The organism is Catenulispora sp. GP43 (assembly GCF_041260665.1).
GTDB lineage: Bacteria > Actinomycetota > Actinomycetes > Streptomycetales > Catenulisporaceae > Catenulispora.
Map to the genome: position 1 here is coordinate 144522 of NZ_JBGCCT010000020.1, position 22917 is coordinate 167438.

The 22917-nt window shown below is 72.4% G+C and carries 25 protein-coding genes; 12 read left to right on the forward strand and 13 right to left on the reverse strand.

The genetic code is table 11. The features are described 5' to 3' along the window. The first annotated feature begins 8 nt into the window (after window positions 1-8). Genes ABH926_RS34005 through ABH926_RS34015 form a run of 3 tightly spaced genes read left to right on the forward strand, consistent with a single transcriptional unit; the run spans window position 9 to window position 3672 of the window. On the forward strand, window positions 9-899 hold the full coding sequence (locus tag ABH926_RS34005) for a xanthine dehydrogenase family protein subunit M (protein WP_370370045.1): 891 nt from the start codon (window positions 9-11) through the stop codon (window positions 897-899). Further along, a complete protein-coding gene (locus ABH926_RS34010) occupies window positions 884-1429 on the forward strand; it encodes a (2Fe-2S)-binding protein (protein WP_370370046.1) in 546 nt (181 codons plus the stop codon). Before ABH926_RS34005 ends, ABH926_RS34010 begins: the two co-directional genes overlap by 16 nt. Beyond that, on the forward strand, window positions 1426-3672 hold the full coding sequence (locus tag ABH926_RS34015; RefSeq protein WP_370370047.1) for a xanthine dehydrogenase family protein molybdopterin-binding subunit: 2247 nt from the start codon (window positions 1426-1428) through the stop codon (window positions 3670-3672). Before ABH926_RS34010 ends, ABH926_RS34015 begins: the two co-directional genes overlap by 4 nt. Here ABH926_RS34015 and ABH926_RS34020 read toward each other — a convergent pair. Both ABH926_RS34020 and ABH926_RS34025 read right to left on the reverse strand, forming a co-directional pair. Then, on the reverse strand, window positions 3665-4813 hold the full coding sequence (locus ABH926_RS34020) for a GNAT family N-acetyltransferase (RefSeq protein ID WP_370370048.1): 1149 nt from the start codon (window positions 4811-4813) through the stop codon (window positions 3665-3667). The two genes, ABH926_RS34015 and ABH926_RS34020, sit on opposite strands and share 8 nt — an antisense overlap. Continuing rightward, window positions 4810-6195 carry an MFS transporter gene (locus ABH926_RS34025; RefSeq protein WP_370370049.1) on the reverse strand — a complete coding sequence of 462 codons (1386 nt, stop codon included), beginning with the start codon at window positions 6193-6195 and terminating at the stop codon, window positions 4810-4812. The genes ABH926_RS34020 and ABH926_RS34025 overlap by 4 nt, the downstream gene beginning before the upstream one ends. Before the next feature lie 129 nt (window positions 6196-6324). Here ABH926_RS34025 and ABH926_RS34030 point away from each other — a divergent pair, with 129 nt between their 5' ends. Continuing rightward, window positions 6325-6684, forward strand: a complete 360-nt coding sequence (locus ABH926_RS34030) for an ArsR/SmtB family transcription factor (RefSeq protein ID WP_370370050.1) — start codon at window positions 6325-6327, stop codon at window positions 6682-6684. 31 nt (window positions 6685-6715) lie between these two features. On the opposite strand, the gene ABH926_RS34035 is transcribed toward ABH926_RS34030, so the two are convergent. From ABH926_RS34035 to ABH926_RS34085, 11 genes are all read right to left on the reverse strand, one after another. After that, window positions 6716-7249 carry a hypothetical protein gene (locus tag ABH926_RS34035; RefSeq protein WP_370370052.1) on the reverse strand — a complete coding sequence of 178 codons (534 nt, stop codon included), beginning with the start codon at window positions 7247-7249 and terminating at the stop codon, window positions 6716-6718. A gap of 144 nt (window positions 7250-7393) precedes the next feature. After that, on the reverse strand, window positions 7394-7561 hold the full coding sequence (locus ABH926_RS34040; protein WP_370370053.1) for a hypothetical protein: 168 nt from the start codon (window positions 7559-7561) through the stop codon (window positions 7394-7396). A gap of 67 nt (window positions 7562-7628) precedes the next feature. After that, entirely contained in the window at window positions 7629-7952 is a 324-nt protein-coding gene (locus ABH926_RS34045; protein WP_370370055.1) for a hypothetical protein, read from the reverse strand. 93 nt (window positions 7953-8045) lie between these two features. Beyond that, window positions 8046-9671 carry a SpoIIE family protein phosphatase gene (locus ABH926_RS34050; protein ID WP_370370056.1) on the reverse strand — a complete coding sequence of 542 codons (1626 nt, stop codon included), beginning with the start codon at window positions 9669-9671 and terminating at the stop codon, window positions 8046-8048. Beyond that, window positions 9668-11518 (reverse strand): hybrid sensor histidine kinase/response regulator, encoded by a 1851-nt coding sequence (locus ABH926_RS34055; RefSeq protein ID WP_370370058.1) that lies wholly within the window; start codon window positions 11516-11518, stop codon window positions 9668-9670. The genes ABH926_RS34050 and ABH926_RS34055 overlap by 4 nt, the downstream gene beginning before the upstream one ends. Continuing rightward, entirely contained in the window at window positions 11511-12578 is a 1068-nt protein-coding gene (locus ABH926_RS34060; protein ID WP_370370060.1) for an ATP-binding SpoIIE family protein phosphatase, read from the reverse strand. The genes ABH926_RS34055 and ABH926_RS34060 overlap by 8 nt, the downstream gene beginning before the upstream one ends. Further along, window positions 12566-12994 (reverse strand): anti-sigma regulatory factor, encoded by a 429-nt coding sequence (locus ABH926_RS34065; protein ID WP_370370062.1) that lies wholly within the window; start codon window positions 12992-12994, stop codon window positions 12566-12568. Before ABH926_RS34065 ends, ABH926_RS34060 begins: the two co-directional genes overlap by 13 nt. Beyond that, window positions 12991-13371: an STAS domain-containing protein gene (locus ABH926_RS34070; RefSeq protein ID WP_370370063.1), complete on the reverse strand. Its 381-nt coding sequence runs from the start codon at window positions 13369-13371 to the stop codon at window positions 12991-12993. The genes ABH926_RS34065 and ABH926_RS34070 overlap by 4 nt, the downstream gene beginning before the upstream one ends. Beyond that, the gene (locus tag ABH926_RS34075) at window positions 13368-14183 is read right to left on the reverse strand and encodes an STAS domain-containing protein (RefSeq protein ID WP_370370064.1); all 816 of its coding nucleotides are present in this window, start codon (window positions 14181-14183) and stop codon (window positions 13368-13370) included. The genes ABH926_RS34070 and ABH926_RS34075 overlap by 4 nt, the downstream gene beginning before the upstream one ends. A 114-nt stretch (window positions 14184-14297) precedes the next feature. After that, window positions 14298-14741, reverse strand: a complete 444-nt coding sequence (locus tag ABH926_RS34080; protein WP_370370065.1) for an SRPBCC family protein — start codon at window positions 14739-14741, stop codon at window positions 14298-14300. A 306-nt stretch (window positions 14742-15047) separates the two neighbouring features. Then, the gene (locus tag ABH926_RS34085) at window positions 15048-16211 is read right to left on the reverse strand and encodes a PP2C family protein-serine/threonine phosphatase (protein ID WP_370370066.1); all 1164 of its coding nucleotides are present in this window, start codon (window positions 16209-16211) and stop codon (window positions 15048-15050) included. Between the two features lie 89 nt (window positions 16212-16300). On the opposite strand from ABH926_RS34085, the gene ABH926_RS34090 reads away from it, so the two are divergent. The 8 genes from ABH926_RS34090 (at window position 16301) to ABH926_RS34125 (ending at window position 22835) form a co-directional block, all read left to right on the forward strand. Next, window positions 16301-16792: a MarR family winged helix-turn-helix transcriptional regulator gene (locus ABH926_RS34090; protein WP_370370068.1), complete on the forward strand. Its 492-nt coding sequence runs from the start codon at window positions 16301-16303 to the stop codon at window positions 16790-16792. A gap of 236 nt (window positions 16793-17028) precedes the next feature. Next, on the forward strand, window positions 17029-17364 hold the full coding sequence (locus ABH926_RS34095; RefSeq protein ID WP_370370069.1) for an STAS domain-containing protein: 336 nt from the start codon (window positions 17029-17031) through the stop codon (window positions 17362-17364). A gap of 1130 nt (window positions 17365-18494) precedes the next feature. After that, a complete protein-coding gene (locus ABH926_RS34100) occupies window positions 18495-19094 on the forward strand; it encodes a PP2C family protein-serine/threonine phosphatase (protein ID WP_370370070.1) in 600 nt (199 codons plus the stop codon). 89 nt (window positions 19095-19183) lie between these two features. After that, window positions 19184-20236 (forward strand): B12-binding domain-containing protein, encoded by a 1053-nt coding sequence (locus ABH926_RS34105; protein WP_370370151.1) that lies wholly within the window; start codon window positions 19184-19186, stop codon window positions 20234-20236. Next, window positions 20233-20988: an STAS domain-containing protein gene (locus tag ABH926_RS34110; RefSeq protein WP_370370071.1), complete on the forward strand. Its 756-nt coding sequence runs from the start codon at window positions 20233-20235 to the stop codon at window positions 20986-20988. Before ABH926_RS34105 ends, ABH926_RS34110 begins: the two co-directional genes overlap by 4 nt. Continuing rightward, window positions 20988-21413 carry an ATP-binding protein gene (locus ABH926_RS34115; protein ID WP_370370072.1) on the forward strand — a complete coding sequence of 142 codons (426 nt, stop codon included), beginning with the start codon at window positions 20988-20990 and terminating at the stop codon, window positions 21411-21413. The genes ABH926_RS34110 and ABH926_RS34115 overlap by 1 nt, the downstream gene beginning before the upstream one ends. Window positions 21414-21425: 12 nt before the next feature. Next, a complete protein-coding gene (locus ABH926_RS34120; protein ID WP_370370073.1) occupies window positions 21426-21830 on the forward strand; it encodes a hypothetical protein in 405 nt (134 codons plus the stop codon). A 144-nt stretch (window positions 21831-21974) separates the two neighbouring features. Further along, window positions 21975-22835, forward strand: coding sequence for a DUF1206 domain-containing protein (locus tag ABH926_RS34125; protein ID WP_370370074.1), 861 nt, complete (start codon window positions 21975-21977; stop codon window positions 22833-22835). The last annotated feature ends 82 nt before the right edge of the window (window positions 22836-22917 follow it).

The following is a 22917-nucleotide window of genomic DNA, read 5'->3' on the forward strand; positions in this document are numbered from 1 at the left end:
GGGAACGAATGCGACTGTATCGGCCGAACACCTGGGACGAGGCGCTGGCCGTGCGCTCCGAGCACGCCGACGCCGTCCCGATCGCCGGCGGCACCGACGTGATGGTCGCCCTGAGCCGGGACCACTTCCGCCCGCCCGCGCTGCTCGACCTCAGCCTGGTCGCCGGGATCGCGGACTGGCAGGAGGACGGCGACCGGACACGCCTGGGCTGCGGGACCACCTACACCGGCTTCAGCGAGCGGCACGCGCTCCGCATGCCCGGCCTGGCCATGGCCGCGCGCGACGTCGGCTCCCGTCAGGTGCGCAACCGCGGCACGATCGGCGGCGCGCTGGGCACCGCCTCGCCGACCGGGGACCTGCACCCGATGATGCTGGCCGCCGACGCGGAGGTCGAACTGCGATCTGTGCGTGGCGCCCGCTGGGTTCCGGCGTGGCAGTTCTACCTGGCCTCCGGATCAGGGCGCACGGCTCTGGCGCGGGACGAACTGATAGCCGGCGTGCGCGTCCCCAAGCCGTCCGGACCGCAGCACTTCGTCAAGATCGGACAGCGCCGGGGCGTGGTGAAGGCGGTGTGCTCCGTCGCCGTCGAACTGGACGTCCGGCGCCGCCGGGCCCGGATCGGGATCGGGGCCGTGGGGGACATGCCCTGCCGGGCGTTCGTCGCGGAGGACTTCCTGGCCGCCGAACTGGATGCGGACGCCTGGGACGCCGACGAGCCGTTGCCCGACGACCTCCTGCGGCGGTTCGGCGACCTGGTGGCCGGCGGCCTGCAGGCCCGGACCGACTTCAGGGCCGGCGCCGCGTATCGCGCGCACGCGGTCGCCGTGCTCGTACGACGGAGCCTTCGCAAAGTGTGGAACGACCGGCGAGGCGAGGAGGTCTCATGCGGATCAGCGTGACCGTCGACGGCAAGACGCACAGCGCCGAGGACGTCTGGGCCGGCGAGAGCCTGCTGCGCCTGCTGCGGGACCGCTGGGGCCTGACAGGCGTCAAGAACGCCTGCGAACAAGGCGAATGTGGATCCTGCACGGTCCGCCTCGACGGTGTTCTGGTGAACGCCTGCCTGGTCCCGGCCATGCAGGCCGACGACCGGGAGGTGGGCACGGTGGCCGGGCTCGGCGCGGCCGGCGACGGACCGGGCCTGCACCCGGTGCAGCGCGCGTTCCTCGAGGCCGGCGCCGTGCAATGCGGCTTCTGCTCGCCGGGCATGGTGATGGCCGCCGAGGACCTGTTGCGCCGGATCCCGGACCCGACCGAGGCCGAGGTCCGGGCCGAGCTGGCCGGCAACCTGTGCCGCTGCACCGGCTATCAGGCGATCGTGGACGCGGTCCGGTCGGCGGCCGGGGGCGACCGAGACCGCGCCAAGGGAGACCGCGCCAAGGGAGATTGCGCCAAGGGAGACCGCGCCGGGGAGGGACGGCTTTCGTGAACGACGTCATCGGCGGCAGCCCGCGGCGCGCGGACGGCGCCGCGAAGATCTCAGGGGTCTTCGAGTACTCCTCCGACCTGGTCTGCGACGGTATGGTGTGGGCCGCGACCCTGCGCAGCCCGCACGCCCACGCGCGGATCCTGGCCATCGACACCGAACCGGCCCGCAAGCTCGCCGGCGTGCGGGACGTGATCACCCACGAAGACATCCCCGGCCGCAAGCTCTACGGCCAGATGATGGTCGACCAGCCGGTCCTGGCCGGTGACGTCGTGCGCTACCACGGCGAGCCGGTCGCGGTCGTCGCGGCCGAGGACCCGGAGACCGCGCGCCTGGCGGCCGAGCTGATCCGGGTCGACTACGAGGTGCTCACGCCGGTCACCGACCCCGTCGCGGCCACGGCACCGGATTCCCCCGCGGTGCACCCGGGCGGGAACGTGTTGGCCCGTAAGGTGATCCGCCGCGGCTCGGCGCAGAACGGCGAGTTCCCGCAGGCCGCCGTCGTCGTGCGCGGCGAGTACACGGTGGGCATGCAGGACCACGTGTTCCTGGGCACCGAGTCGGGGCTGGCCGTGCCCGACGGCGACGGCGGCGTCCGGCTGCACGTGGCGACCCAGTGGCCGCACGTGGACCAGGAACAAGTCGCCGCCTCGCTCGGCCTGGACTCCGACCAGGTGGTGGTGAGCATGGCCGGGGTCGGCGGGGCGTTCGGCGGCCGCGAAGACCTGTCGGTGCACATCCCGGCCTGTCTCATCGCCCTGCGTCTGGGGCGCCCGGTGAAGATGGTCTACTCCCGCACCGAGTCGTTCTTCGGCCACGTGCACCGCCATCCGGCGGTCCTGCGCTACGAGCACGGCGCCGACCCGGACGGCCGGCTGGTCTACGTCAAGGCCGAGATCTTCCTGGACGGCGGGGCCTACGCCTCCAGCTCCCCGGCCATCGCCGGGAACGCGGCCACGCACGCCGTCGGCCCCTATGCCGTGCCCCATGTGCACGCCGAGGCCGTGGCGGTCTACACGAACAACCCGCCGTGCGGCGCGATGCGGGGGTTCGGCACCGTCCAGCCGTGCTTCGGCTTCGAGAGCCAGATGGACCGGCTCGCCGAGGCGGTGGGCATCGATCCGGTGGAGATCAGGCTTCGCAACGCCCTGAGCGAGGGCGGCAGCCTGCCGACCGGCCAGGTGCTGGACAGCGCGGCCCCGGTGGCCGAACTGCTGACCCGGCTGCGCGCGCTGCCGGTCCCGGAGCGGACCTCGGACGATCCGGCGATCGTCCGGGGCGTGGGCTACGCGAGCTGCCTGAAGAACGCGATGTTCTCCGAGGGCTTCGACGACCACTCCACGGCGAACGTCCGGCTCCGCGTGGTCGGCGGGGCGCCGGTCGCGACGGTGACGAGCGCGGCGGCGGAGGTGGGGCAGGGCGTCCTCGGGGTGAAGCGGCAGATCGTCCGGACCGAACTCGGGGTCGCCGAGGTCGAGGTGGTCGGCGCCGACACCCGGTTCCCGTCCGCGGGGCCCGCCTCGGCGTCACGGCAGACCTACATGGTCGGCGGCGCGGTCCGCGCGGCCTGCCTGGAGGTCCGCGAGGAGGTCTTCGCCCTGGCCCGGGCGCGGCTCGGCGGGTCGCTCGCCGAGCATCGGGACCTGGCCGAGCACTGGGATCTGGCCGAGGACTCGGTCGTCGACGCGGCCGGCGAGCCGCTGATCGGCCTGGCGGAACTGCTGGGGGAGACCGTCATCGACCGGACCAGCCGGTTCCACCACCGGACCACCGAGCCGCTGGATCCGGTCAACGGGCAGGGCGACTCCGCGGTGACGTTCGGCTTCGCCGCGCACCGCGCCGTCGTCGACGTGGACCTGGAATTGGGGCTGGTCCAGGTCGTCGAGCTGGCCATCGCTCAGGACGTCGGGCGAGCGGTCAACCCGCTGGCGCTGCGGGGACAGCTGGCCGGCGGGACCGTGCAGGGAGTCGGGCTGGCGTTGATGGAAGAGCTCCAGGTCGCCGACGGGCAGGTGCTCAACCCGTCCCTGTCCGGATACCTGATCCCCACGATGGCCGATGTGCCGTCGGTGAACGTGGACCTTTTGGAACTCGCTGATCCACACGCGCCCTACGGGATCCGGGGCATCGGGGAGCTGCCGGCGATCTCGTCCACGGCCGCGGTGGCCGCGGCCGTGCGCGCGGCGACCGGACGCGCGGTGAGCAGGGTGCCGATCCGGCCGGAGGACCTGGTGGATTTCAGCTGAAGGCGTCCCAGAGCCCGGTGTCGAGCGCCCGGCCGATGATCGGCGAGGAGGCCCTCAGCTTCGCCACGAAACCCGCGTTGTGGGCCCGGATCTCCTCGTCCATGCCGGTCAGGACGCTGCGTTCGCTGAGGTCCAGCAGCCACAGCGGACGCAGCACCGCGCCCCGCGCGGCCTTGACCTCCTGGGAGGAGATGCCGGCGTGCAGCCACCGCACTCCGGGGAGCTGACTGGGCAGGTAGTACGCGAGGTTGAAGTACTCGCCGGCTCCGTCGAGCCGGTCGTAGTCGAAGCCGACCGCACGCAGGTAGACGGTGTCGTCCCGGCGGTAGAACAGACAGAAGGCGACGGGCGGTTGTCCCTCCTTCGAGCACAGCAGGACCCTGCCGTGCTCTCCGGCGACCTCGCCCTGCGCCCGGAAGGACCGGATGAGCGCCTCGACGTCGGGGGAGCGGCCATAGCGCAGCTCGGTGCGGGCCAGCAGGCGTGCCACGTGCTCGTGGGCGTCGCCCAGGCTCATTTCCTCGACCTGGTAGCCGGCCTCCTCGAACATCCGCATCTCCCGGCGGATGCTGGTGCGGCGTCCGGACGAGAGCGTGCGCAGCCACGCCTCCCGGCCGCCCTCCGGAATCGCGATCCAAGCGTCCGAGTTCAGCGCGACCGGGACGGTGTCCACGCCGCAGGCGCGCAGCAGCAGCACGTCCTCGGTGGTCAGGTACATCGCGACCTGAGCCGGCGGGACGTCGGCGCGCGGAGCCGGCAGGGAGCGCACGGCCTTCAGCAGATGCTCCGCGGCCACGGTGCGGTCCGCGCCGGGGGTCGTCATCACGTGGCTGAGATAGCCGCGGCGCGCGCCGACGAGGATTCCCTGGGACGCGGGGCTCGGCAGTCCCCGGGCGGTCAGGAGGTCCTGCCAGCGTGAGTTCGGATTCGGTTCGCGCTCGACCGCGGCGATCGGCAGCGCGGCCCGGCCGCCGCCGGGCAGCTCGACGTGCAGGCCGCCGGAGGTGCTTCCGGCGGGGAGTCCGCACAGGCGCAGCCACAGTGCGGTGGAGTAGAAGCGTTCGCCGGCGATCTCGTCCCAGGCCGCGTCCGGCAGCCCGCCGAGAGGATCGGCGAAGTAGTCGGTCTGGCCACTGGTCATCGCGATGTCTCCTTCTCCGAGGCGGCTTCGTCCGACGGATCCGGTGCTTCCTCCGGCGGCTTGGGCCGCAGGGCCTCGGCGGGCAGGCTGCGTTCCAGCAGCAGCAGGGCGGGGATCGCGCAGGCTGTCAGGATCGCCAGCACGAGCCAGGGCAGACCGGGACCGACCACGAACAGCTGGGTGAACAGGATCGGGGCGATGATCTTCGCGACCTGATAGCCGTACTGGTAGACGGCCATGTAGCGGCCCCGCAGCTCGGTGATGCTGGCCGCCGCGGCCAGCGCGGTCGAGGTCGGCGACTGCATCATCTCGGCGACCGTGAACACCAGCATGCCGGCGATCAGGAACGGGATCAGCGCGGCGTGCGGGACGCGGGGGCCGGCGGCCATCGCCAGGGACCACAGGACCCACAGGACGCCGGCCGCGGCCAGCACCCGGGTGCGCCGGTGGACCGCGACGGTCCTGGTGACCAGGGCCTGGGTCAGGACCAGCACGGCGGTGTTGACGGTGAACAGGGTCCCGGCCAGCCAGCCGGGCCCGGCCAGGCCCTTGACCACGTACACCGGCAGGGCGACGACGACGGTCGTCAGGCACAGGGAGTAGGCGAGGTTGGTGGCGGTGAAGGCCAGGAACGGCCGGTCGCGCAGGACGGTGCGGTAGCCGCCCGCGGCCTGGCCGGCGCTTCCTGTATTGCCCGTCTTGCCTGTCTTGCTGGTTTTCTCTGTCTTGCCGGTCTTCCCCGTGTTCCCGGCCCGACCGGGCCCGTCGGCGGTCCGGTCGCCGGTCCGGTCGTCGGTGACCATCGTGGCCAGCAGGATCGCCGCCACCCCGAAGCTCACGGCGTTGGCGATGATCGCGGCCTCGTACAGCCCGTGGCGTCCCGAGCCGACCACGAGGCCGGCCAGCAGCGCGCCCGACCCGGTCCCCAGGCTCCGGGTCACCGAGATGCGGGCGTACCAGGCGTCGAGCTGGCGGCCGGCGGAGGTCTCGGCGACGAAGGTGAACACGGTGGTCCAGTAGGACCGCTCCCCGATCCCGACCAGCAGGGCCGCGACGAGCAGGGCCGCGATGCCGTGCACGAACAGGTAGCCGCAGAACCCCACGCCCTGCAGCACCTGCGCGGCCACCACGATGCGGCGCGCGCCGAACCGGTCGGCGCAGGCCCCGGCGAGCAGCGGCACCGGGAGCGTCAAGGCGGTCGCGGCACTCAGGGCCAGGCCCACGTCCCGCAGGGGCAGCCCGACCACCAGGGTGAAGTAGAGCAGCGACAACGGCAGATACAGACCGCTGCCCAGCGCGTCGATGCCGAGCGCGACGAGCATCGCCGTCCTGGTCGGACGCCGCTGCCGGGGGACCGCGGCGTGTGGACCTTCCCCGCTCATGGGCTCCTCATCGGTCGGACCGGCGGTGCCGCCGGACTACTATCAGAGCTTTTAGATAGTAGAACCCCTATATAGTCACCGTCAAATATATGCAGGTGATCGGCGTGTCCTGGCGCGATACGATGGGCTATGCCCTCCGCCGATGACCCGCTGAGCATGCTGCGAGCGATCGCCCACCCGACCCGTCTGGGCATGCTGCGCCAGCTCGCGGCCACGCCCGAGACCTGCGCCTGCGACTTCACGGAACTGTTCGCGGTCCGCCAGCCCACGATCTCCCAGCATCTGAAGGTGCTGCGGGAGGCGGGCCTGGTGCGGACCCGGCGTGAGGGTACGAAGATCTGCTATTCGGTCCGGCCGGAAGCCGTCGCGCGGTTGGCGGAGCTCGTCCAGTCGCTCCAGCCGCCGGCGCAGGACCCGCTCGCCGCGCCGCCCTCGCCGGGCCCGGGAACGCGGAGCCGTTCCCGGGCGACGGCCTCACACGGCGCCTAGGTGGCGCGGTACGGCAAGCGTCGGGGCGCGATCACGGATGGTACTTCTCCGCGACCGTCGCCACGTCGCCGGTCTTGCGGTCCATGGTGACCCGGACCTTCACGCTGTTGTCCTTGGCGGCGGTCTCCAACTGCGCCTCGGTGCACTTCGTGGTGCCGTAGTCGTCCCCGCCGATCGTGACGTTGCCGTCGGGGCCGCCGCAGATCGCGGCCGCGCCCAGGATCCGCGTGGCGTCCGAGACGTAGAAACCCTGGTCCGTACTGCCATCGTCGGGATGGACGATGAACTTGCCGGGTGCGAGGTATTGCAGGGTGCCGACGATCGTGACCTCGTTGCCCGCGTTGGCGACGCCGCCGCCGGCCGTCGAGCTGCTCCGGCCGGTGGGCTGGGTGCTCGACTGGGCCGTGGTGGGGTTCGCCGCCGTCGTGCTGGACGTGCCGCTCGCGGGTGTCGTCGTGGCCGAGGATGTCGCCGGGGCCTGGACGGTCGAGGTGACGGTGACCGGTGCCGGCGCCGCTGCCGGTTTCGAACTGCCGGTTCCGCATGCGGCAAGGCTTCCCGCCACTGCGGTGACTGCGACGATCCCAACAAAACGCGCCCGTGCCATGACATGCCTTCCGTGGTCGATATTGCTCACATCGACATGACGGGTCACGCGGGGAGTGGTTGTCATGGGTCTGATAACGAATCGGTCACGCCGGCCTTCGCCTCACCGGCGCCGGTAGTTCCACTTGGCGCCGACGCCGAGCAGGTGCAGGGCCAGGGCCACCAGACCCAGGAGCATCAGGCTCGTGGGGTCGACCCAGACGTTGGTCGACGTGCCGCTTCCGTGGAGGAAGTAGGCGATGCCGAACAGGACTGCTGCGATCAAGCCCATTGATGTGCCGCCTCTCGGTAAAAGGAGTGGAGTTCAGGAGGGCCCCGGGTACCCAAGAGTTCCCGGTTCAACCGCTCGGATGTTCGTAGTCCCGCGTCGTCGGGGGCTCGGCGGCGGTGAGGCGGTCGCGGTCGGAGAGGATCTCCAGGGTGCGGATCCGGCGTGCCTGTTCCCACCGTGTGCGCTCGTGCTCGGCGAACTGCCGCAGCGCGGCGTGTTGCTCGGGGAGGAGCCCCGGAGCCGTGGCGGCCTGTTCCTCGCTCTCGTCCAGCGTCGCCATCCATGCGGTGCCGACGACCTTCTCGGCGGCCCAGACGGCGTCGTGCTCTGATATCTGCCGCAGCACCCGCGAATACGCGGTCTGCCTCTTGCGGGACTTCCACGGCACCATGGCTGCTCCTGATCGTCGTTCGGGAGGCACCGGGTACCCAGCCGGACGGCGGTCTAACAAGCGGTCCTCGCCCGACCCCGCATCGGCCCTGGTTCAGTCCTCTGCCGGGCTCAGATCGGCCACCAGCAGCGCGATGTCGTCGTCCTTGCCCCGGCCGAAGGTGTCGAGCAGCGCGTCACAGAGTTCCTCGATGCCGCCTTCGCGCCCGACCGCGGCGTCCTTGAAGGCGATGAGGTTCTCGGTGATGTCCGTGCCGCGGCTCTCGACCAGGCCGTCGGTGCACAGGACGAGCCGGGCCGGGCCGGTCAGCTCTACGTCGGTCGTGGTGAAGCGGGCCCGGCCGATGCCGAGCAGCTGGCCGTGCTCGGTGATGAAGCGGCCTGATGGGTCCGCGGCGCTCCCGGTCAGCAGCAGTGGCGGGATGTGGCCGGCGTTCGCGATGCGCAGCCGCCGCCGCCCCGGCTCGACCAGCACCAGGCAGACCGTGGCCGTGACCACCGGGCGGTCGCGGCTGAGCAGGGTGTCCAGCAGTTCCAGGATCGTCTCCGGCGGGTGCCCCTCGATGGCGTAGGCGCGCAGGGCGTGGCGCACCTCGCCCATCAGGATCGCCGCTTCCACGGAGTGCCCGACGACGTCGCCGATCGCCAGCAGCAGGCCGTCGCCGGTGGAGATGGCCTCGTAGAAGTCGCCGCCGATCTCGGCCTGGGCGCTGGCCGGGACGTAGCGCACCGCCAGCTCCACGCCCGCCGGCCGGGGCAGACGCGCCGGCAGGAACGACCGCTGTAGTTGCAGGGCGAGGGCGTGTTCCTCGGCGTAGCTGCGCAAGGACTCCAGCGACAGGGAACAGGCCTGCGCGATCTGCAGCAGCAGCCGGCGGTCGTCCTCGGACGGCGGCTCCTCGACCGAGACCGCGACACAGACCGGGGGCCGGCCGCGATGCGCGCGGACGGCGGCGACCAGGACGTCCCCGGACAGCTTCGGCCCGGGCACCAGGGCGCGCCATTCATGGACCGGCACGAACATCGTCCGGGCCCCGATCCGGGCGCCCAGGACGGTGTCGGTGATCTCTTCGAGCAGGTCGGCCTTGATGGGTTCGGAGACCAGGGGCGAGGCGTCGTCGAGCTGGAAGGTCCGCACCGGCCGCCCGGACAGGCTCAGGTAGACGCTGGCGGCCCCGGCCCCCAGGACGCTGAGGGTGCCGTGGACCGCGGCGGCGGCGAACTGCGTGAACTCGGTGGCCCCGTGCAGCCGGAGCGTGGCCTCGTTGAGCAGGAGCAGCCGCTCGGCCAAGGTCTGTGCCGCGCGGCGGGCGCGGGTGTAGCGCAGGACCGCGGTGATGGTGGCCAGCAGCTCGTCGGGGTCGACGGGCTTGGTCAGGTACGCGTCGGCGCCGCCTTGCAGGCCCTGGGCGCGGTCGCTGACCGAGACGGCCGAGGCCGAGACGTGCACCACCGGGATGTCAGAGGTCTCCTTCGTGCCCTTGATGGTCTGGCAGAGCTCGAAACCGGTCATGTCGGGCAGGACCACGTCCAGCACCGCGACCTCCGGCAGGGGTCCGTTGTCGGCCAGCAGCTCCAGCGCCTCGGCGCCGTCGGAGGCCTCCAGCACCTCGTGCCCGGCCCGGCGCAGCCACTGGGCGAAGACGTACCGGCCGGCCGCGCTGTCGTCGACGACCAGCAGCCGGCCGGGGGAGTCCTCGGAGATCGTCGGGACGCTCACGGCGAGCCGTCCTCGAGGGCCCGGCGCAGGGCGTCGGCGTCCACGGTGTCCTTGCTCAGCATCGCGCGCACGTGCTCCAACCGGGCACGGTCGACCTGCTCGGCCGGGAAGCCGGTGACGACCACGACCGGGATGACGGCGGTCCGGGCATCGGCGGCGAGCACGCGCACCACCTCGTAGCCGTCCACGTCGGGCATGTCCAGGTCGACGACGATCGCCGAGGGCTGCTCGCGCGCGACGAACTCCAGCAGTTCCAGGCCGCCCGGCAGTTGCACCACCCGCTCGGCTACGGCCTCCAGCACCGGACGGACCACGGCCGCGAAACCCGGATCATCGTCGGCGGCGGCGATCAGCGGCAGCCGGGTCGGCTGCGCGGTCTGCGCGGCTTGGGCGACCTGCCCGACCTGCCCGACCTGCCCGACCTGCCCGACCTGCCCGACCTGCCCGACCTGCCCGACCTGCGCGGCCTCCGGTTCCGGTTCCCGTTCCAGCTCCGGTTCCGGTTCGGCGGCGGCCGGCAGGGCCGCGACCACCGTGGTTCCCACGCCGACCGTGCTGGTCAGTTCGATGGTGCCGCCCAGAAGCGTGACCAGGCTGCGCGCGTAGGGCAGCCCGAGCCCGGTGCCGGACTTGCCACGCTGGTGCGTGCCGCGCACCTGGTGGAACTCCTCGAAGACCTTCGTCAGCTCGGCCGGCGGGATGCCGATGCCGGTGTCCTCGACCACGAACTCGATCATGTCCCGCGCCGGCCGGACGCTGAGCCGGACATGGCCGTGTTCGGTGAACTTCAGGCTGTTGCCGATGAGGTTGCGCAGGATCCGGGTGAGCATGGTCTGGTCGGTGACCAGCGTGGGCAGCGCGTCCGGCGCGGGGAAGAGCAGCTGGACGGCGGGGTTCGGGGCGGCGGGCCGCATGACGGCCTCGATCTGCGCCAGCAGCAGCGCCACGTCCACCGGGGCCGGCTGCGGGGTGAGCTGCCCGGCCTCGGCCTTGGCCACGTCGAGCAGATCGTCGACCAGGGACAGCAGCGTCTGCCCGGAGGCGGCGATCAGCGCGACCTGCTCGCGCTGCTGCTCCCCGAGCTCGGCCGGGTCCGATTCGGCCAGCAGCCGGCTCAGCCCGATCACCGAGTTCAGAGGGCTGCGAAGCTCATGGCTGACGTTGGCCCAGAAGCGCGTCTTGGACTCGCTGGCCTCCCGCAGTTGACGGCTCTTGGCCTCCAGCTCGGCGTGCAGCGCGACCACACCTGAGTTGGTCTGCTCCAGCTCGCTGGAGATCTCCGCGTACAGCGCCATGACGCCCGCGTTGGTCTTCTCGAGTTCCTCGTTGAGGAGCCGGAGCTCCTCGCTGTGTGCGCGCGCTTCTTCCAGCGCGATGATCAGGTCCCGGGTCTGGGCGCGCAAGTCGTCCTCGCGATCTGCGGATTCGTCATCGGTCAGGAGTGCCGCCAGCCGGTCGGCGGCTCCCGCGAAGCCGTCCGGCGCCAGCGGCACCGGCAGGCGCAGCCGCACGTGGCCTTGCCGGCCCCGCGTATGGCTGGACACCTCGCGGAGGAGGCGGTGTGCGGATTCCAGCGCCTCGGCGCCCGGGGGCGGACCGTCGCTCCACCGGACGGTCACCTCCAGGGCGGGCGCCGGGTGGGCGGCCAGGGCGAAGCGGACCGTCACGCCGGTGCCGGCCAGACGGTCCCGGCCCAGTTCGCTCAGTGCGGTGGCGAGCCGTATGCGGTCCTGGCGGTCGGCGCCCACGACCTCGGCGATCGTGCGCGCGTCGCGCCGCAGCGCGAAGACGTCTTGCTCGCCGGTCACCGCGACCAGCCGCAGATCCCTCACACCGTCCTCAGCCATGGTCCGGCTCCGCGGTCGCGGGGTCCTTGACCACGACGATGCTCGCGTCGTCCCGGCGCACGCCGGCTTCGCGCAGCAGGTGCGCGGCGATCACCGTGCTGGAGGCGGTGAACAGCCCCGGCATGGCCGCCGGGCTCCAGCGTTCGGTGAGTCCGTCGGAGTGGAACACGATGCCGGCGCCCGGTGGCAGTTCCGCCTCGTGGGCGCGCAGCCGCGGCAGGTGGTGGCCGACGATGCCGGGTGCGGACAGCAGGGCGGAGCGGGCCTGGTCGGCCACGACGAAGGCGCTGATGTTGCCGATGCCGCAGAAGGCGATCCGGCGGCGGTGCCAGTCGATCGCGGCCACCGCGGCCGCGCCGCCGCGGGTGCCGGCCAAAGCGCGGTGCAGCTCGGCGATGATGTCCTTGGGGTCCTCGGAGGTGGTGCGGTGGAAGGCGGCCAGCGCCTGTTCGCTGGCCCGTGCGGCCAGCGGGCCGTGGCCGAGCCCGTCGCAGACCATCACCAGCCAGGGCCCCCGGCCGTCGCCGGAGGCGACCGGCCTGGCACCCCACGCGTCCCCGCACACCTGCTCCCCGCTCAGCGGCCGCGTCAGACCGGTGATGGTCGGCTCGGGCAGGGCTCTGCCGGGCTCCCCCGACTCCGCGCGGCCGTGGAACCGGGCCACCAGCACCGTGCCCCGGCCCATCAGCGAGTGCACGTCCAGGGAGTCCGCCATGCGCTGCACGACGCCCAGGCCCAGCCCCGGGGTCCCGGCGGTGGAGACCCCGGCGCGGCGCGCGTGATCGAGGTCGGCGATCCCCGGGCCGTGGTCGATGGCCAGCAGTTCCACCGCGGCCACCGGTCCGGCCTCGATGAGCCGCAGCAGCAGCGCCCCGTCGTCGGCGTGGTGGGCGAGGTTGACCGCGACCTCGGTGACCGCCAGCTCGATCTGGCCGATCCGGTCGGCGGACATGCCCACCCGGCGGGCCAGCTCCGCAGCGCTGCGCCGGGCGCGGGCGGTCAGCGAGACGTCCTGGCGGATCCAGACCTGGTCGGCGGCCGCGGTGGTCAGTGGGTCCACTTGACCACCGTCACCGTGGTGCCCTCACCGGGTGCGGTGACCAGGCTGAAGTCGTCCACGAGGCGGCGGGCGCCGGACAGGCCCAGGCCCATGCCGGTGCCGGAGGACCAGCCGTCGCGCAGGGCCAGGTCGGTGTCGGGGATGCCGGGGCCCTGGTCGGTGAAGGCCAGGCGGACGCCGCGGGCGCCGGCGCGCTGCAGCAGCCAGCCCTCCATCCGACCGCCGCCGCCGTAGACCAGGGTGTTGCGGGCCAGCTCGCTGGCGGCGGTGACCAGCTTGGTCTGCTCCACGAGCGAGAGCCCGCAGTCCACGGCCAGCGTGCGGGCCAACTGCCGCGCCCGCACCACGTCGTCGGAGGAGACGATGGGCTGTGTGTGGAGTGCTCCGGCGGTCGTGTCCCGCTGCGGATCGGTCACGCCGTGGCCGTTCGTCGGGCTCTGGCGCTCTCTGCCAGGATGGCCAGGCCCTGCTCCAGGTTCAGCGCGGTGCGCACGCCGCCCAGGGACAGGCCCAGCTCGACCAGGGTGATGGCCACGGCCGGGCGCATGCCGACCACGACGGTCTCGGCGTCCAGCAGCCTGCTGATGGCGGCGATGGTGGCCAGCATCCGGCCGACGAAGGAGTCGACGATCTCCGCGGCGGTGATGTCGATGACCACCCCGCGGGCGCTGTGCTTGACCACCTGCTCGGCCAGGTCGTCCTGCAGGTTCAGCACGGTCTGGTCGTCCAGGTCGACCTGGATCGACACCAGCAGGTTCTCGCCGATGCGCAGGATCGGCAGCCTCTCGCTCACGCTCCCGGTACCCCCTCGGAACGGACGGCGCCGTTGGCCAGCCCGCGCAGCGCGTGCCGCAAGGCGTCGGCCAGAGTCGCCTTGGTGACGATGTCGCCGAACTCGATGCCCAGGGCCACGATGGTCTGCGCGATCTGCGGCCGGATCCCGGACACGATGCACTCCGCACCCATCAGCCGCGCCGCGACCACGGTCTTGAGCAGGTGCTGCGCGACTTCGGTGTCGACCGCCGGCACCCCGGTGATGTCGATGATCGCGCGCGCCGACCCGGTGTCGACCAGGGCCTGCAGCAGCTTCTCCATCACCACCTGGGTCCGCGCCGAGTCCAGCGTGCCCACCAGCGGCACACCGATCACCCCGTCCCACAGCTTCACCACCGGCGTTGACAGCTCCAGCAGTTCCTCGCCCTGGGAGCTGATGATCTGCTCCCGGGTCGCCGTGTAGCTGTCCACCGTGAACATGCCCAGGGCGTCGGTCAGCCGGGACAAGGCGAGGTAGGCCGCCACGTCCGCGGTCGACCCCTCATCCAGCAGCCGCTCCAGGCCGGCCTTCAGCGCGAACACGCTGACCGCCGTCTCCGTCGGGCTGAAACCCTGCCGGGCCCGGTTGCGTGACAGCTCCGTCAACAGCGCGCGCACCTCGGTCCAGGCCTCGGCGTCGGGATCGAGCACGCCGCCCCGAAGGGCGTCGACGATCGCGCTGTAGAGCTCGTGCAGCTCGCGGTCCAACTCGGCGCGGCTGACGCGGGCCGCCAGGGTCCGCGACACCATCTCGATCCAGCCCGCCGCGAGCTCGTCACGGCGGTCGGTCATCAAGTCCAGCAGATGACCCGCAGAATCCTGCTCCACTGATTTCCTCACTTCCTCACGGCGTCCTCACGCTCCCGGCGCGGTGAGTCTATGGCAGTCCCCGAGGTCGCGGGGTTGTCACGGGGTGTACGCAAGGGAGGCACCGCTGTCCGCCTCGACGTGCAGTTTGAACCGCTCCACGTCGACCGCGATCTGCAGGTCGTCCAGGCCCAGCACGCCGGCGGCCTTCTCGATGAGGCCGTCGGGCTCCCAGGCGATGTCGACGGTAACGCGCGTGCCGCCGGCGTCGATCGCGGCGAAGGTCACGGCGCCGGAGTGGTAGAGATCACCGTCGACGCTCTCCCAGGCGATGCGCTCGCCCGGGCGCTCGTCGGTGATGCGGGCTTCGAACTCGCGCGTGACGCCGCCGAGTTCGGTCGTCCAGCGCGAGCGGCCGCCGCCGAGCGTCTCGACCTTCCGCACGCCGCTCATGAAATGCGGGAAGGACTCGAAACGCGACCAGCAGCCGTAGGCGGCGCCGATCGGGACGTCCACGTCGATGGAATGGCTCACCAGGTTCATGCTCAGTCCTTTGACCATGTCGATTCGGGGCGGATCCGGTGCGGGGGGCGCGGGCCGGGCACTACCGCCGCCGCATCATCATCACCACGACGAGGACCAGCAGGATGAGCACGATGGCGCTGACGCTGATGTACACGGGGTCTCCTATCCCTGGTCCGGCTTCGGGGCCGGGCTGGCGAGTCGGCCCCTTGTAGCCAGGAAAGCGATAGGCAAACTTGGGAATTGAACGGAAGCCCGGTCAGTCCCGGGTCTGTATCAGTCGCCGGTCTGCGTTAGTGCTGGGTTTGCGTCAGTCGCGGGTCTGCGTCAGTCGTCGGTCTGCGGGCCGTACCAGTCCAGGCACACCACGACCGCGTCGTCGTCGGCGTCGGCCGACCTGTGGTCGGACACCTCGCGCAGGATCGCGATCGGCACCTCGGCCGGCGGCAGCAGGGCCGAGTCGTTGATGCCCCGGTGCAGAGCCTTCTCGACATAGGCCTCGCCCAGCGGCGAGCGGGCGGTGTGGACGCCGTCGCTGACGATGACCAGCCGGTCGCCGGGGAGCACCTGGAAGCTCTGCGGTTTGTAGGCGGTCTCCTCGAACATGCCCAGCGGCAGCTGGGCCTCGACGGTGATCTGCTCGATGGAGCGGCCGCGGCGCCGCCAGATCTGCGGCGACCCGGCGTCCACGACCGTCACCTCGCCGGTGTCGTAGGCGAAGGACATCAACAGGGCCGCGACGTAGAGCTCGCCGCGGTGCTGCGCGAACACGGCCTGGTCGGCCAGCGCCGCCTGGTCGGCCAGGGCCAGGCCGGCGCGGCGGGCGTTGCGCAGGGCGTTCACGGCCAGGGACGTCAGCAGCGCCGCCGTGATGCCCTCTCCCATGCCGTTGACGACGGCCAGGCTCAGGCTGGTGTCGTCGGCGGCCCAGTCGTAGCCGTCGCCGCGGATCGCGTAGGCCGGCTCCAGTTGGGCGCCGAGGGCGTATTCACGGCGCCGGCTGGAGCGGCCGGGCAGCAGTTCCCACTGGGTCTCCGCGGCCAGCGTGAGCCGGGCGGCGCGGCGGGCCCGCTGGTATCGGTCGGTGTCCCGGTCGGCGACCACGATCTCGTGCCCGAGCAGGCGGGCGACCGACTCCAGCGCCTCGATCTCGGCGGCGTCGGCGTCATCGGCCGGCAGGCGCGCGGTCAGGGTTCCGTGCCGGTCGCCGCGCACGGTCATCGGCACAGTCACCACGGCGATGTCCTCGTCCGGCTGGTGCACGAGCGGCTGCTGGCCGGCGAACACCCGGCCCTCGATGCTGTCCCGGACCGGCAGCGGGGCCGCGTCCGGCGGACCGGCGACCGGGATGAGCACCCGCAGCCCGTAGTCGACCAGGTGCACCTGGACGTCACTGATACCCATGGTGAGCAGGACGGCCCGCAGTGTCTCCGGCAGCGCCTCGGGGGCGGCGGAGTGCAGCGCCCGCTGCACCGCTGGATAGTCGATCACTTCGTTTCCTGATTCTCTGCGCTCCCCGTCGCGGCGGTCCCGCGGGCGGGCGGGTGGTTGCCTCGGCTAAGGAGTGGCACAGTGGTGGCGTGCCCCAGGATCCGCCGCTGTTCGAGACGGTCGCTGGGACGGCTGCCGCCGTCGTGGAACTGCTGGACGCTTTGCAGGGGCGGGGCCTGGAATCGCTGCCAGGGGGTCCGGTTCCACCTTCTCAGTTGCGGGCCCTGCGCGCCATCGAGCGCTCCGAGGGCATCAACCTGCGCGCCCTGGCGAACGTCCTGGGAACCCGGCCCCCGGCCGTCAGCCGCTTGTGCGACCGCATGGAGGCCGACGGCCTCATCCAGCGCACCCCGAGCACCAACAGCCGCCGCGAGGTCGAACTGCGGCTGAGCCCGCGGACCCGCCGGGTGCTCGCCGACGTCCGCTCCGCCCGACTGCGGGAGCTGCAGGAGGTCGTCCGGACGCTGCCGCCGGATTCCCTGGCGGGGCTGTCGATCCATCTGGGCCGGCTGCAGGCGGCGATCGAGAAGCGCCTGCGCGCCGGCGGGCCGGACGGCGGCCGGGAGAGCGGTGTGGCTTGACGGCGGTGGCTTGACGGCCGGGCGGCACATGCGATGCTCTGGACCGCGGTGACCTCGCGCGACGGGCGACGGCGGTGGTTCGGGGGCCGACGGAATGTTGCCATATGTAAACGATTGATTCTACAGTTCGGTGCGAGCGGCACCCGCCGCCCGGGTCGATCGCGCCGCCGCAGGGCGGATCGCGCCGATCCGCCGCCGACCAGGGGTTCCCGTGCCCCCGCACGCAGGATCGTGAGATGAACAGTATCCGCTATACGGTCACCGACCACCGGGACCACGCACTCCTCACCCTGACCGGCGATCTGGACTTCGCGGCGCACGCCGACCTGGAGGCCCGGGTGGTCGAACTGGTCGGGGCCGGACGCCCGGTCGTCGTCGACTGCGCGGGGATCACGTTCATGGACTCGATGGGCCTGCGCGCCCTGGTCGCCGGTCTGCTCGCGGCCGAGGACGCGGGCGTGGGCTTCGCGTTGGCCGCGCCCTCGCCGCCGGTCCTGCGCGTGCTGGAGCTGTCCGGCACCCTCGAGCGCTTCTCGGTGCGGGAGCCGGATCCGGAGCGGCCGCAGGGCTGAGACCGCGATGTGGCCGGCGACGAACACGGCGATGAACACGGCGATCGGTGAATCGAGACGGCGGGGCGGGGTATCGGCGTCGGACATGCGCGGTACTCCGGTCCCGTCGCGGAAGGGAGCCCCGACGTGCCCGTCGAATCCGTGACGGAAAGCCTCGACCCGACCGCCGCGGCCTCGATACTCGCCCTGGCCCCGTTCCCCGTCGTCGTGGTGGACGGCGACGGCCGGGTCGCCGAGGCCAATCCCGCGGCGGTGCGGAGCGTCCCGGGCATGCGGGTCGAGGCCGACTTCCAGGACTGCGTCCCCTCCTGGCTGGCCGACGCGCACGCCTGCGGCCGCTCGCGGGCCAGCGGCTGGATCGGGAACCGGCGCGTGCACGGCACGGCCGGCCGGTGGCCCGGGGGCCGGATGGCCTGGTGGCTGGCCGGCGACGGCGGGCCCGAGGCCGCGGCGGCCGGCTCGGCGCTGGACCCGGGCGGCACGGCCTTCCTGGTCGAGGCGTCGAACCAGCTGATGTCCTCGCTCAACGTCGAGCGGTCCCTGGAGATCACGGCCACCCTGGCGGCCCGGCACCTGGCCGAGGTCGCCGTGGTCGTCGCGCCGCCGGCCCGGCGCCGCGTCTCCATCACGCGCGTCACCCGCGCCGGCGCCGTCGAGCGGCGGGTGCTGCGGGTCGACCCGGCCGAGGTGCCCGGACTGTCCGAGGCGCTGCAGGGCTTCCCGCCGGTGCCCTCGCGCTGGATCGATCCGGCCACCGCCCCGGACTGGCTGGTGCCGGACGGTCTGGCGGAGCTGGGTTCGCTGATCGTGACCCCGCTGCCGGGCAACGGGATCCCGGCCGGCGCCCTCATCCTGCTGCGCGGCCGGGGCCAGGAGCGGTTCACCGAGCCCGAGGAGGCGCTGGCCCGGGTGTTCGCCGCGCGCGCCGGCGCCGCGATCAGCGCGGCGCTGCTGTTCACCCGGCAGTCCACGCTGGCCCGCACGCTCGCCGAGGACCTCATGCCGCCGAGCCTGACCCCGACGAGCAGCGGCTCGGCGGCGACTTCTACGACTTCCACGGGCCCGTGCCCGCCGATCCCGGGATCCTGGTGGTCTTCGGCGACGTCTGCGGCAAGGGCGTGGCGGCCGCGATGCTCGCCGGGAAGATCCGGACCAGCATCGGCGCGCTGCGGATGGTGGAGAGCGACCACGAACGCATGCTCCAGCTGCTCAACCGCGCGCTGCTCAGCTCCCGGCACACCCGCTTCGCGACGCTGGTGCTGGCCTCGGCCCGGCGCGTCGAAGACGGCGTGGCGGTCCGGGTGACCTGCGGCGGACACCCGCCGCCGCTGGTGGTGCGGACCGACGGGACCGTGGAGCGCACCGCGACCCGCGGCACGCTCATCGGGGCGGTGGAGTCGGTGCGGGCCACCGGCACCGAGCTCGTGCTGGCCCCGGGGGAGACCTGTCTGCTGTACTCCGACGGCATCACCGACGCCGTCGGAGGCCTCACCGGGACCGAGCTGTACGGCTCCGAGCGTCTCGAGCAGGCGCTGGCCGGTTGCGCGGGACTGCCCGCCGAGGCCGTCGTCGAACGCGTCCAGATGCTGGCGGAGCAGTGGCTGTCCTCGAACCGGCGCGACGACATGGCCGTCGTGGCCATCACCGCGCCGATGACGCCGATCACACCGCCGGTTTCGAATGCCGCGGCGGTGGACATCCAGGCAGCCCAAAACCCGTACGACAGCTGAAAGTGGAGAGAACGCGAGTGGCTGAGTACTCCGACTGGTTCAGCGGAGCGGACACCGGCAGGGAGGCGGCCGGCGGTGTTCCCACCGCCGTGAGGGCACAGGCCGTCAGCGCACAAGCCGTCAGCGACTATTGGAACGCCCTGATGGCCCGGGACGAGTCGGCGGCGCTGGCCGCGGCCTGGGCCGCGCTGGACCACGGCGTCCCGCCGGAGAGCGTGGTGCTGGACCTCGTGGGTGCCGCGCAGTCCCGGGTGGGCGCCGAATGGGCCGCCAACCGTCTCAGCGTCGCGCAGGAACACGCCGCGACCGCGCTGGGCGACCGCGTCCTGGCCGCCCTGGGCGGACATCCCGGCTACCGGCGCGGGGCCCCCGAGCCGCGAGGCCGGGTCACGGTGGCTTGCGTGGACGGCGAGTGGCACGCGATGCCGGCCCGGCTGCTGGCCGAAGTGCTCTCGCTGAGCGGCTGGCGGGTGGACTTCCTGGGCGCCCACGTCCCGGGACCGCACCTGATCGCGCATCTGCACGAAAGCGGACCGGACGTCGTCGCCCTGTCGGCGAGCCTGGCGCTGCGGCTGCCCGACGCGCACGCCGCGATCACCGCGTGCCAGGCGGCCTCGGTCCCGGTCCTGGCCGGCGGCGCCGCCTTCGGCCCGAACGGGGAGTACGCACGCCTGCTCGGCGCGGACGCCTGGGCCCGCGACGCGCGCTCGGCGCTGGCCGTGCTCGACCGGCCCATGCCGCGCCCGCGCCCGCCGCACCAGGCCGTCGACGACCTCCCGCATCTGGCCGACCAGGAGTACACGCACGTCGCGACCAACCGGCCGCGGATCGTCGCCGCGATCGTGTCCGCGCTGGGGGAGCGGAACCCGATGATGCGCGAGTACACCCCGCAGCAGATGCAGTACACCATCGAGGACATCGACCATGTCGTACGGTTTCTGGCCTGCGCGCTGTACGTCGACGACGCTTCCCTGTTCGCGGCGTTCATCGCCTGGACGCGGGCGATCCTCACCGATCGCGGCGTCCCGGCACAGGCCCTGACCAGCGCGCTGGATCTGCTCGGAACACAGCTGCGGGACTTCCCCCGGGCCGTGGGCCTGAACGCCGCCGGGCACGCCGCGATGGAGGCGCAGGCGGCATGACCGAGCTCGCGGTGGAACCGATCCTCGGCGACGACGGCGCCACGGTGCTGGGGCTGAGCGTGCGCGGCGTCCTCGACCACGACAACGCTGAGGAGTTCCTGGAGGCCTTTCGCGCGGCCCTGCCACACCTGCGTGAGGCGGGCGGTGATGTCCGGATCGACTGCGCGGACGTGCACTCCTGCGACTATGCCGGCCTGTCGGCGCTGCTGATGGCACGGCGCGAAGCCGCGGAGACCGGCGCGCAGCTGATCCTGGAGCGGCAGAGCCCGCAGTTGGCGGCCCTGCTCGCGGTCGGCGGTGTCAGCGACCTGTTGTCGCCCGGGGAAGCGGCGGACGCCGAGGACGGCGAACAAGACTTCGGAAGTGACCAAGCCTTCGGAAGCGACCCCGGCGGCGGCGACCCCGGCGACGAACCGCCCGAGGTGGCGGTGACCTGGCACGGCCCGGTCCCGGTGATCACCCTGGCCGGCCAGGTCGACCTGGACAGGGTCGAGGACATCACCGCCGCGTTCGCCGAGGCCCGCGAGGGGGCGCCGCAGGGGCGGACCGTCGTGGACCTGTCCCGCCTGGAGTTCGCGGACTCGACCACGCTCCACGTCCTGCTGCAAGCCCGGGCGGCGAGCGAGCTGGTGCTGGTCGGTCCGCTGCGTCCCCAGGTGCGCCTGCTGTTCCAGGTCACGGATCTGATCGAGGTGTTCCACTTCGCCGACGGTCTCGACCCGGCGATCGGCTCCCTGGGTCTGGCCCCGTGATGAGCGAGCAGGAGACCCCGGAGCACGCCGCGCCCGACGACGGGCGGCTGGTCATCACCTCCGACCAGTCCGACCTGGCCGGCGCGCGCCAGATCACGGCGGGCCACCTGCGCGAATGCTGTGACTGGGTCGACCGCGACGCGGTCCTGCTCGTGGTCTCGGAGCTGTTGAGCAACGCGGTGCTCCACGGCGGGGGCTGGTGGCGGCTGACCGTGACCGCCTCGCCGGGGCAGCTGCGGATCGAGGTCGAGGACAAGGAGAGCCTGGTCCCCTCCATCCGCCAGGTCGACATGAAGGGCGCCCCCGGCGGTCTGGGAATGCATATCATCAGCAAACTCGTCACCAGCTACGAGGCGGCGGTGCACCCCGCCGGTACCGGGAAGACCGTCCGCGCCTTGTGGAGCCGGCCCGGGCTGCCCGCCTAGCTAGGAGAACCAGTGCCAAACCCGCGACTGCTCACCCCTGAGGAGACGCTCGCCGAGGAGAAGCTCGCCGAGGCGAAGAAGCTGTTGAGCCTCCCGCGTATCGTCGTGATCTGCGGCTCCACCCGCTTCATGGCCGAGATGGCCGAGGCCGATCTGCGGGAGACCAAAGCCGGAAAGATCGTCGTCAAACCGGGCTGTGACCTGAAGTCGCCGCACGCACTCTGGTCCGATCCCCTCGAGGCCGAGGCGCTGAAGGCCCGACTCGACGATCTGCACCGGGCGAAGATCCGGCTCGCCGATGAGGTGCTCATCGTCGGCGACTACGTCGGGGACAGCACCCGAGCCGAAATCGCCTACGCCCGGTCGCTGGGCCGGCCCGTGCGGTTCACGCACCCCGACGTCGACCCAGAAGCCTGACCCGCCGCCGGATCCCCGTGCGCGACCCGTTCCTCGCACATCTGTGTGTCCGATCTCGTTTGCCTTCGTCGGGCAGGGGCATGCGGAGCCGACGCCGGCCGGTCGCGTCGAATACGCGCCGGCTGCTGAGGAAAAGGAGCCGGGATGAGTACACGCGCCGTATCGCGAACCCGTCGTCAGGGTTCGTGGACCCGGCACCGCGGCTCGTGGTCCGCGGTGTCGCACTCGCACAAGGGGGCCCTGGACGCCCTCGGCCGCGCCGGCTTCGTCGCCCGCGGCGTGGTCTACCTGCTGGTCGGCTGGATCGCGCTGCTCATCGCGCTGGACCGCCGGGCCGGTGAGGCCGACCGCACCGGCGCCCTGGAGCTCATCGCCGGCAAGCCGTTCGGCTTCGTCGTGCTCTGGTTCCTGGTCGTCGGGTTCGCCGGGATGGCGGCGTGGCGGACGATGCTGGCGGTGCGGCCGCACCGGCCCGACAAGGACGGAGCCGGTTCCCGGCTCGCCTCCGCCGGCAAAGCGGTGCTGTACATCGTCGCGGCGTACACCACGGCCCGGTTCGCGGCCACCGGCCATGCGAGCGGTTCCTCGAACCAGCAGTCCACCGACTTCACCACCGACCTGATGCGCCACGGCGGCGGCCGGTGGCTCGTCGGCGCGGTCGGGGCGGCCCTGGTGATCGGCGGCGGCTTCATGATCAAGAACGCGCTGGAGAAGAAGTTCGCGAAGGAACTGCGGACCGGCTCGCTGTCCGGTCCCGCCCGGCGCCGGGTGCTGATGCTGGGCGCCGTCGGCAAGACCGCGCGCGGCGCGATCGTGGTGGGCGCGGGCGGCTTCCTGATCGACGCGGCCGTCCGGTTCGATCCCTCGCGCGCCCGCGGCGTCGACGGCACTCTGCGGGCGCTGGCCGCCGCTCCGCTCGGCGTGCTCGCCCTGATCGCGATGGCCCTGGGCCTGGCCGCGTTCGGCGCCTACTCGTTCTGCGAGGCGCGGTGGCGGCGTCTGTAGCGGTGTCTGTGTCTGTAGCGGCGTCTGCGGCGGCGGGCCGATCCGGGTTCGGTCCCCCGCCGTCCGCACCGGGCTCGCGAGC

What these genes read in the sequence shown, in the direction of transcription:
- ABH926_RS34040 (WP_370370053.1), bottom strand. Translation starts at nt 7,561, where the DNA reads ATGGGCTTGATCGCAGCAGTCCTGTTCGGCATCGCCTACTTCCTCCAC.
- ABH926_RS34125 (WP_370370074.1), top strand. Translation starts at nt 21,975, where the DNA reads ATGAGTACACGCGCCGTATCGCGAACCCGTCGTCAGGGTTCGTGGACC.
- ABH926_RS34045 (WP_370370055.1), bottom strand. Translation starts at nt 7,952, where the DNA reads ATGGTGCCGTGGAAGTCCCGCAAGAGGCAGACCGCGTATTCGCGGGTG.
- ABH926_RS34115 (WP_370370072.1), top strand. Translation starts at nt 20,988, where the DNA reads ATGAGCGAGCAGGAGACCCCGGAGCACGCCGCGCCCGACGACGGGCGG.
- ABH926_RS34030 (WP_370370050.1), top strand. Translation starts at nt 6,325, where the DNA reads ATGCCCTCCGCCGATGACCCGCTGAGCATGCTGCGAGCGATCGCCCAC.
- ABH926_RS34095 (WP_370370069.1), top strand. Translation starts at nt 17,029, where the DNA reads ATGAACAGTATCCGCTATACGGTCACCGACCACCGGGACCACGCACTC.
- ABH926_RS34110 (WP_370370071.1), top strand. Translation starts at nt 20,233, where the DNA reads ATGACCGAGCTCGCGGTGGAACCGATCCTCGGCGACGACGGCGCCACG.
- ABH926_RS34075 (WP_370370064.1), bottom strand. Translation starts at nt 14,183, where the DNA reads ATGACCGACCGCCGTGACGAGCTCGCGGCGGGCTGGATCGAGATGGTG.
- ABH926_RS34005 (WP_370370045.1), top strand. Translation starts at nt 9, where the DNA reads ATGCGACTGTATCGGCCGAACACCTGGGACGAGGCGCTGGCCGTGCGC.
- ABH926_RS34080 (WP_370370065.1), bottom strand. Translation starts at nt 14,741, where the DNA reads ATGAACCTGGTGAGCCATTCCATCGACGTGGACGTCCCGATCGGCGCC.
- ABH926_RS34100 (WP_370370070.1), top strand. Translation starts at nt 18,495, where the DNA reads ATGCTCGCCGGGAAGATCCGGACCAGCATCGGCGCGCTGCGGATGGTG.
- ABH926_RS34020 (WP_370370048.1), bottom strand. Translation starts at nt 4,813, where the DNA reads ATGACCAGTGGCCAGACCGACTACTTCGCCGATCCTCTCGGCGGGCTG.
- ABH926_RS34010 (WP_370370046.1), top strand. Translation starts at nt 884, where the DNA reads ATGCGGATCAGCGTGACCGTCGACGGCAAGACGCACAGCGCCGAGGAC.
- ABH926_RS34025 (WP_370370049.1), bottom strand. Translation starts at nt 6,195, where the DNA reads ATGAGCGGGGAAGGTCCACACGCCGCGGTCCCCCGGCAGCGGCGTCCG.
- ABH926_RS34055 (WP_370370058.1), bottom strand. Translation starts at nt 11,518, where the DNA reads ATGGCTGAGGACGGTGTGAGGGATCTGCGGCTGGTCGCGGTGACCGGC.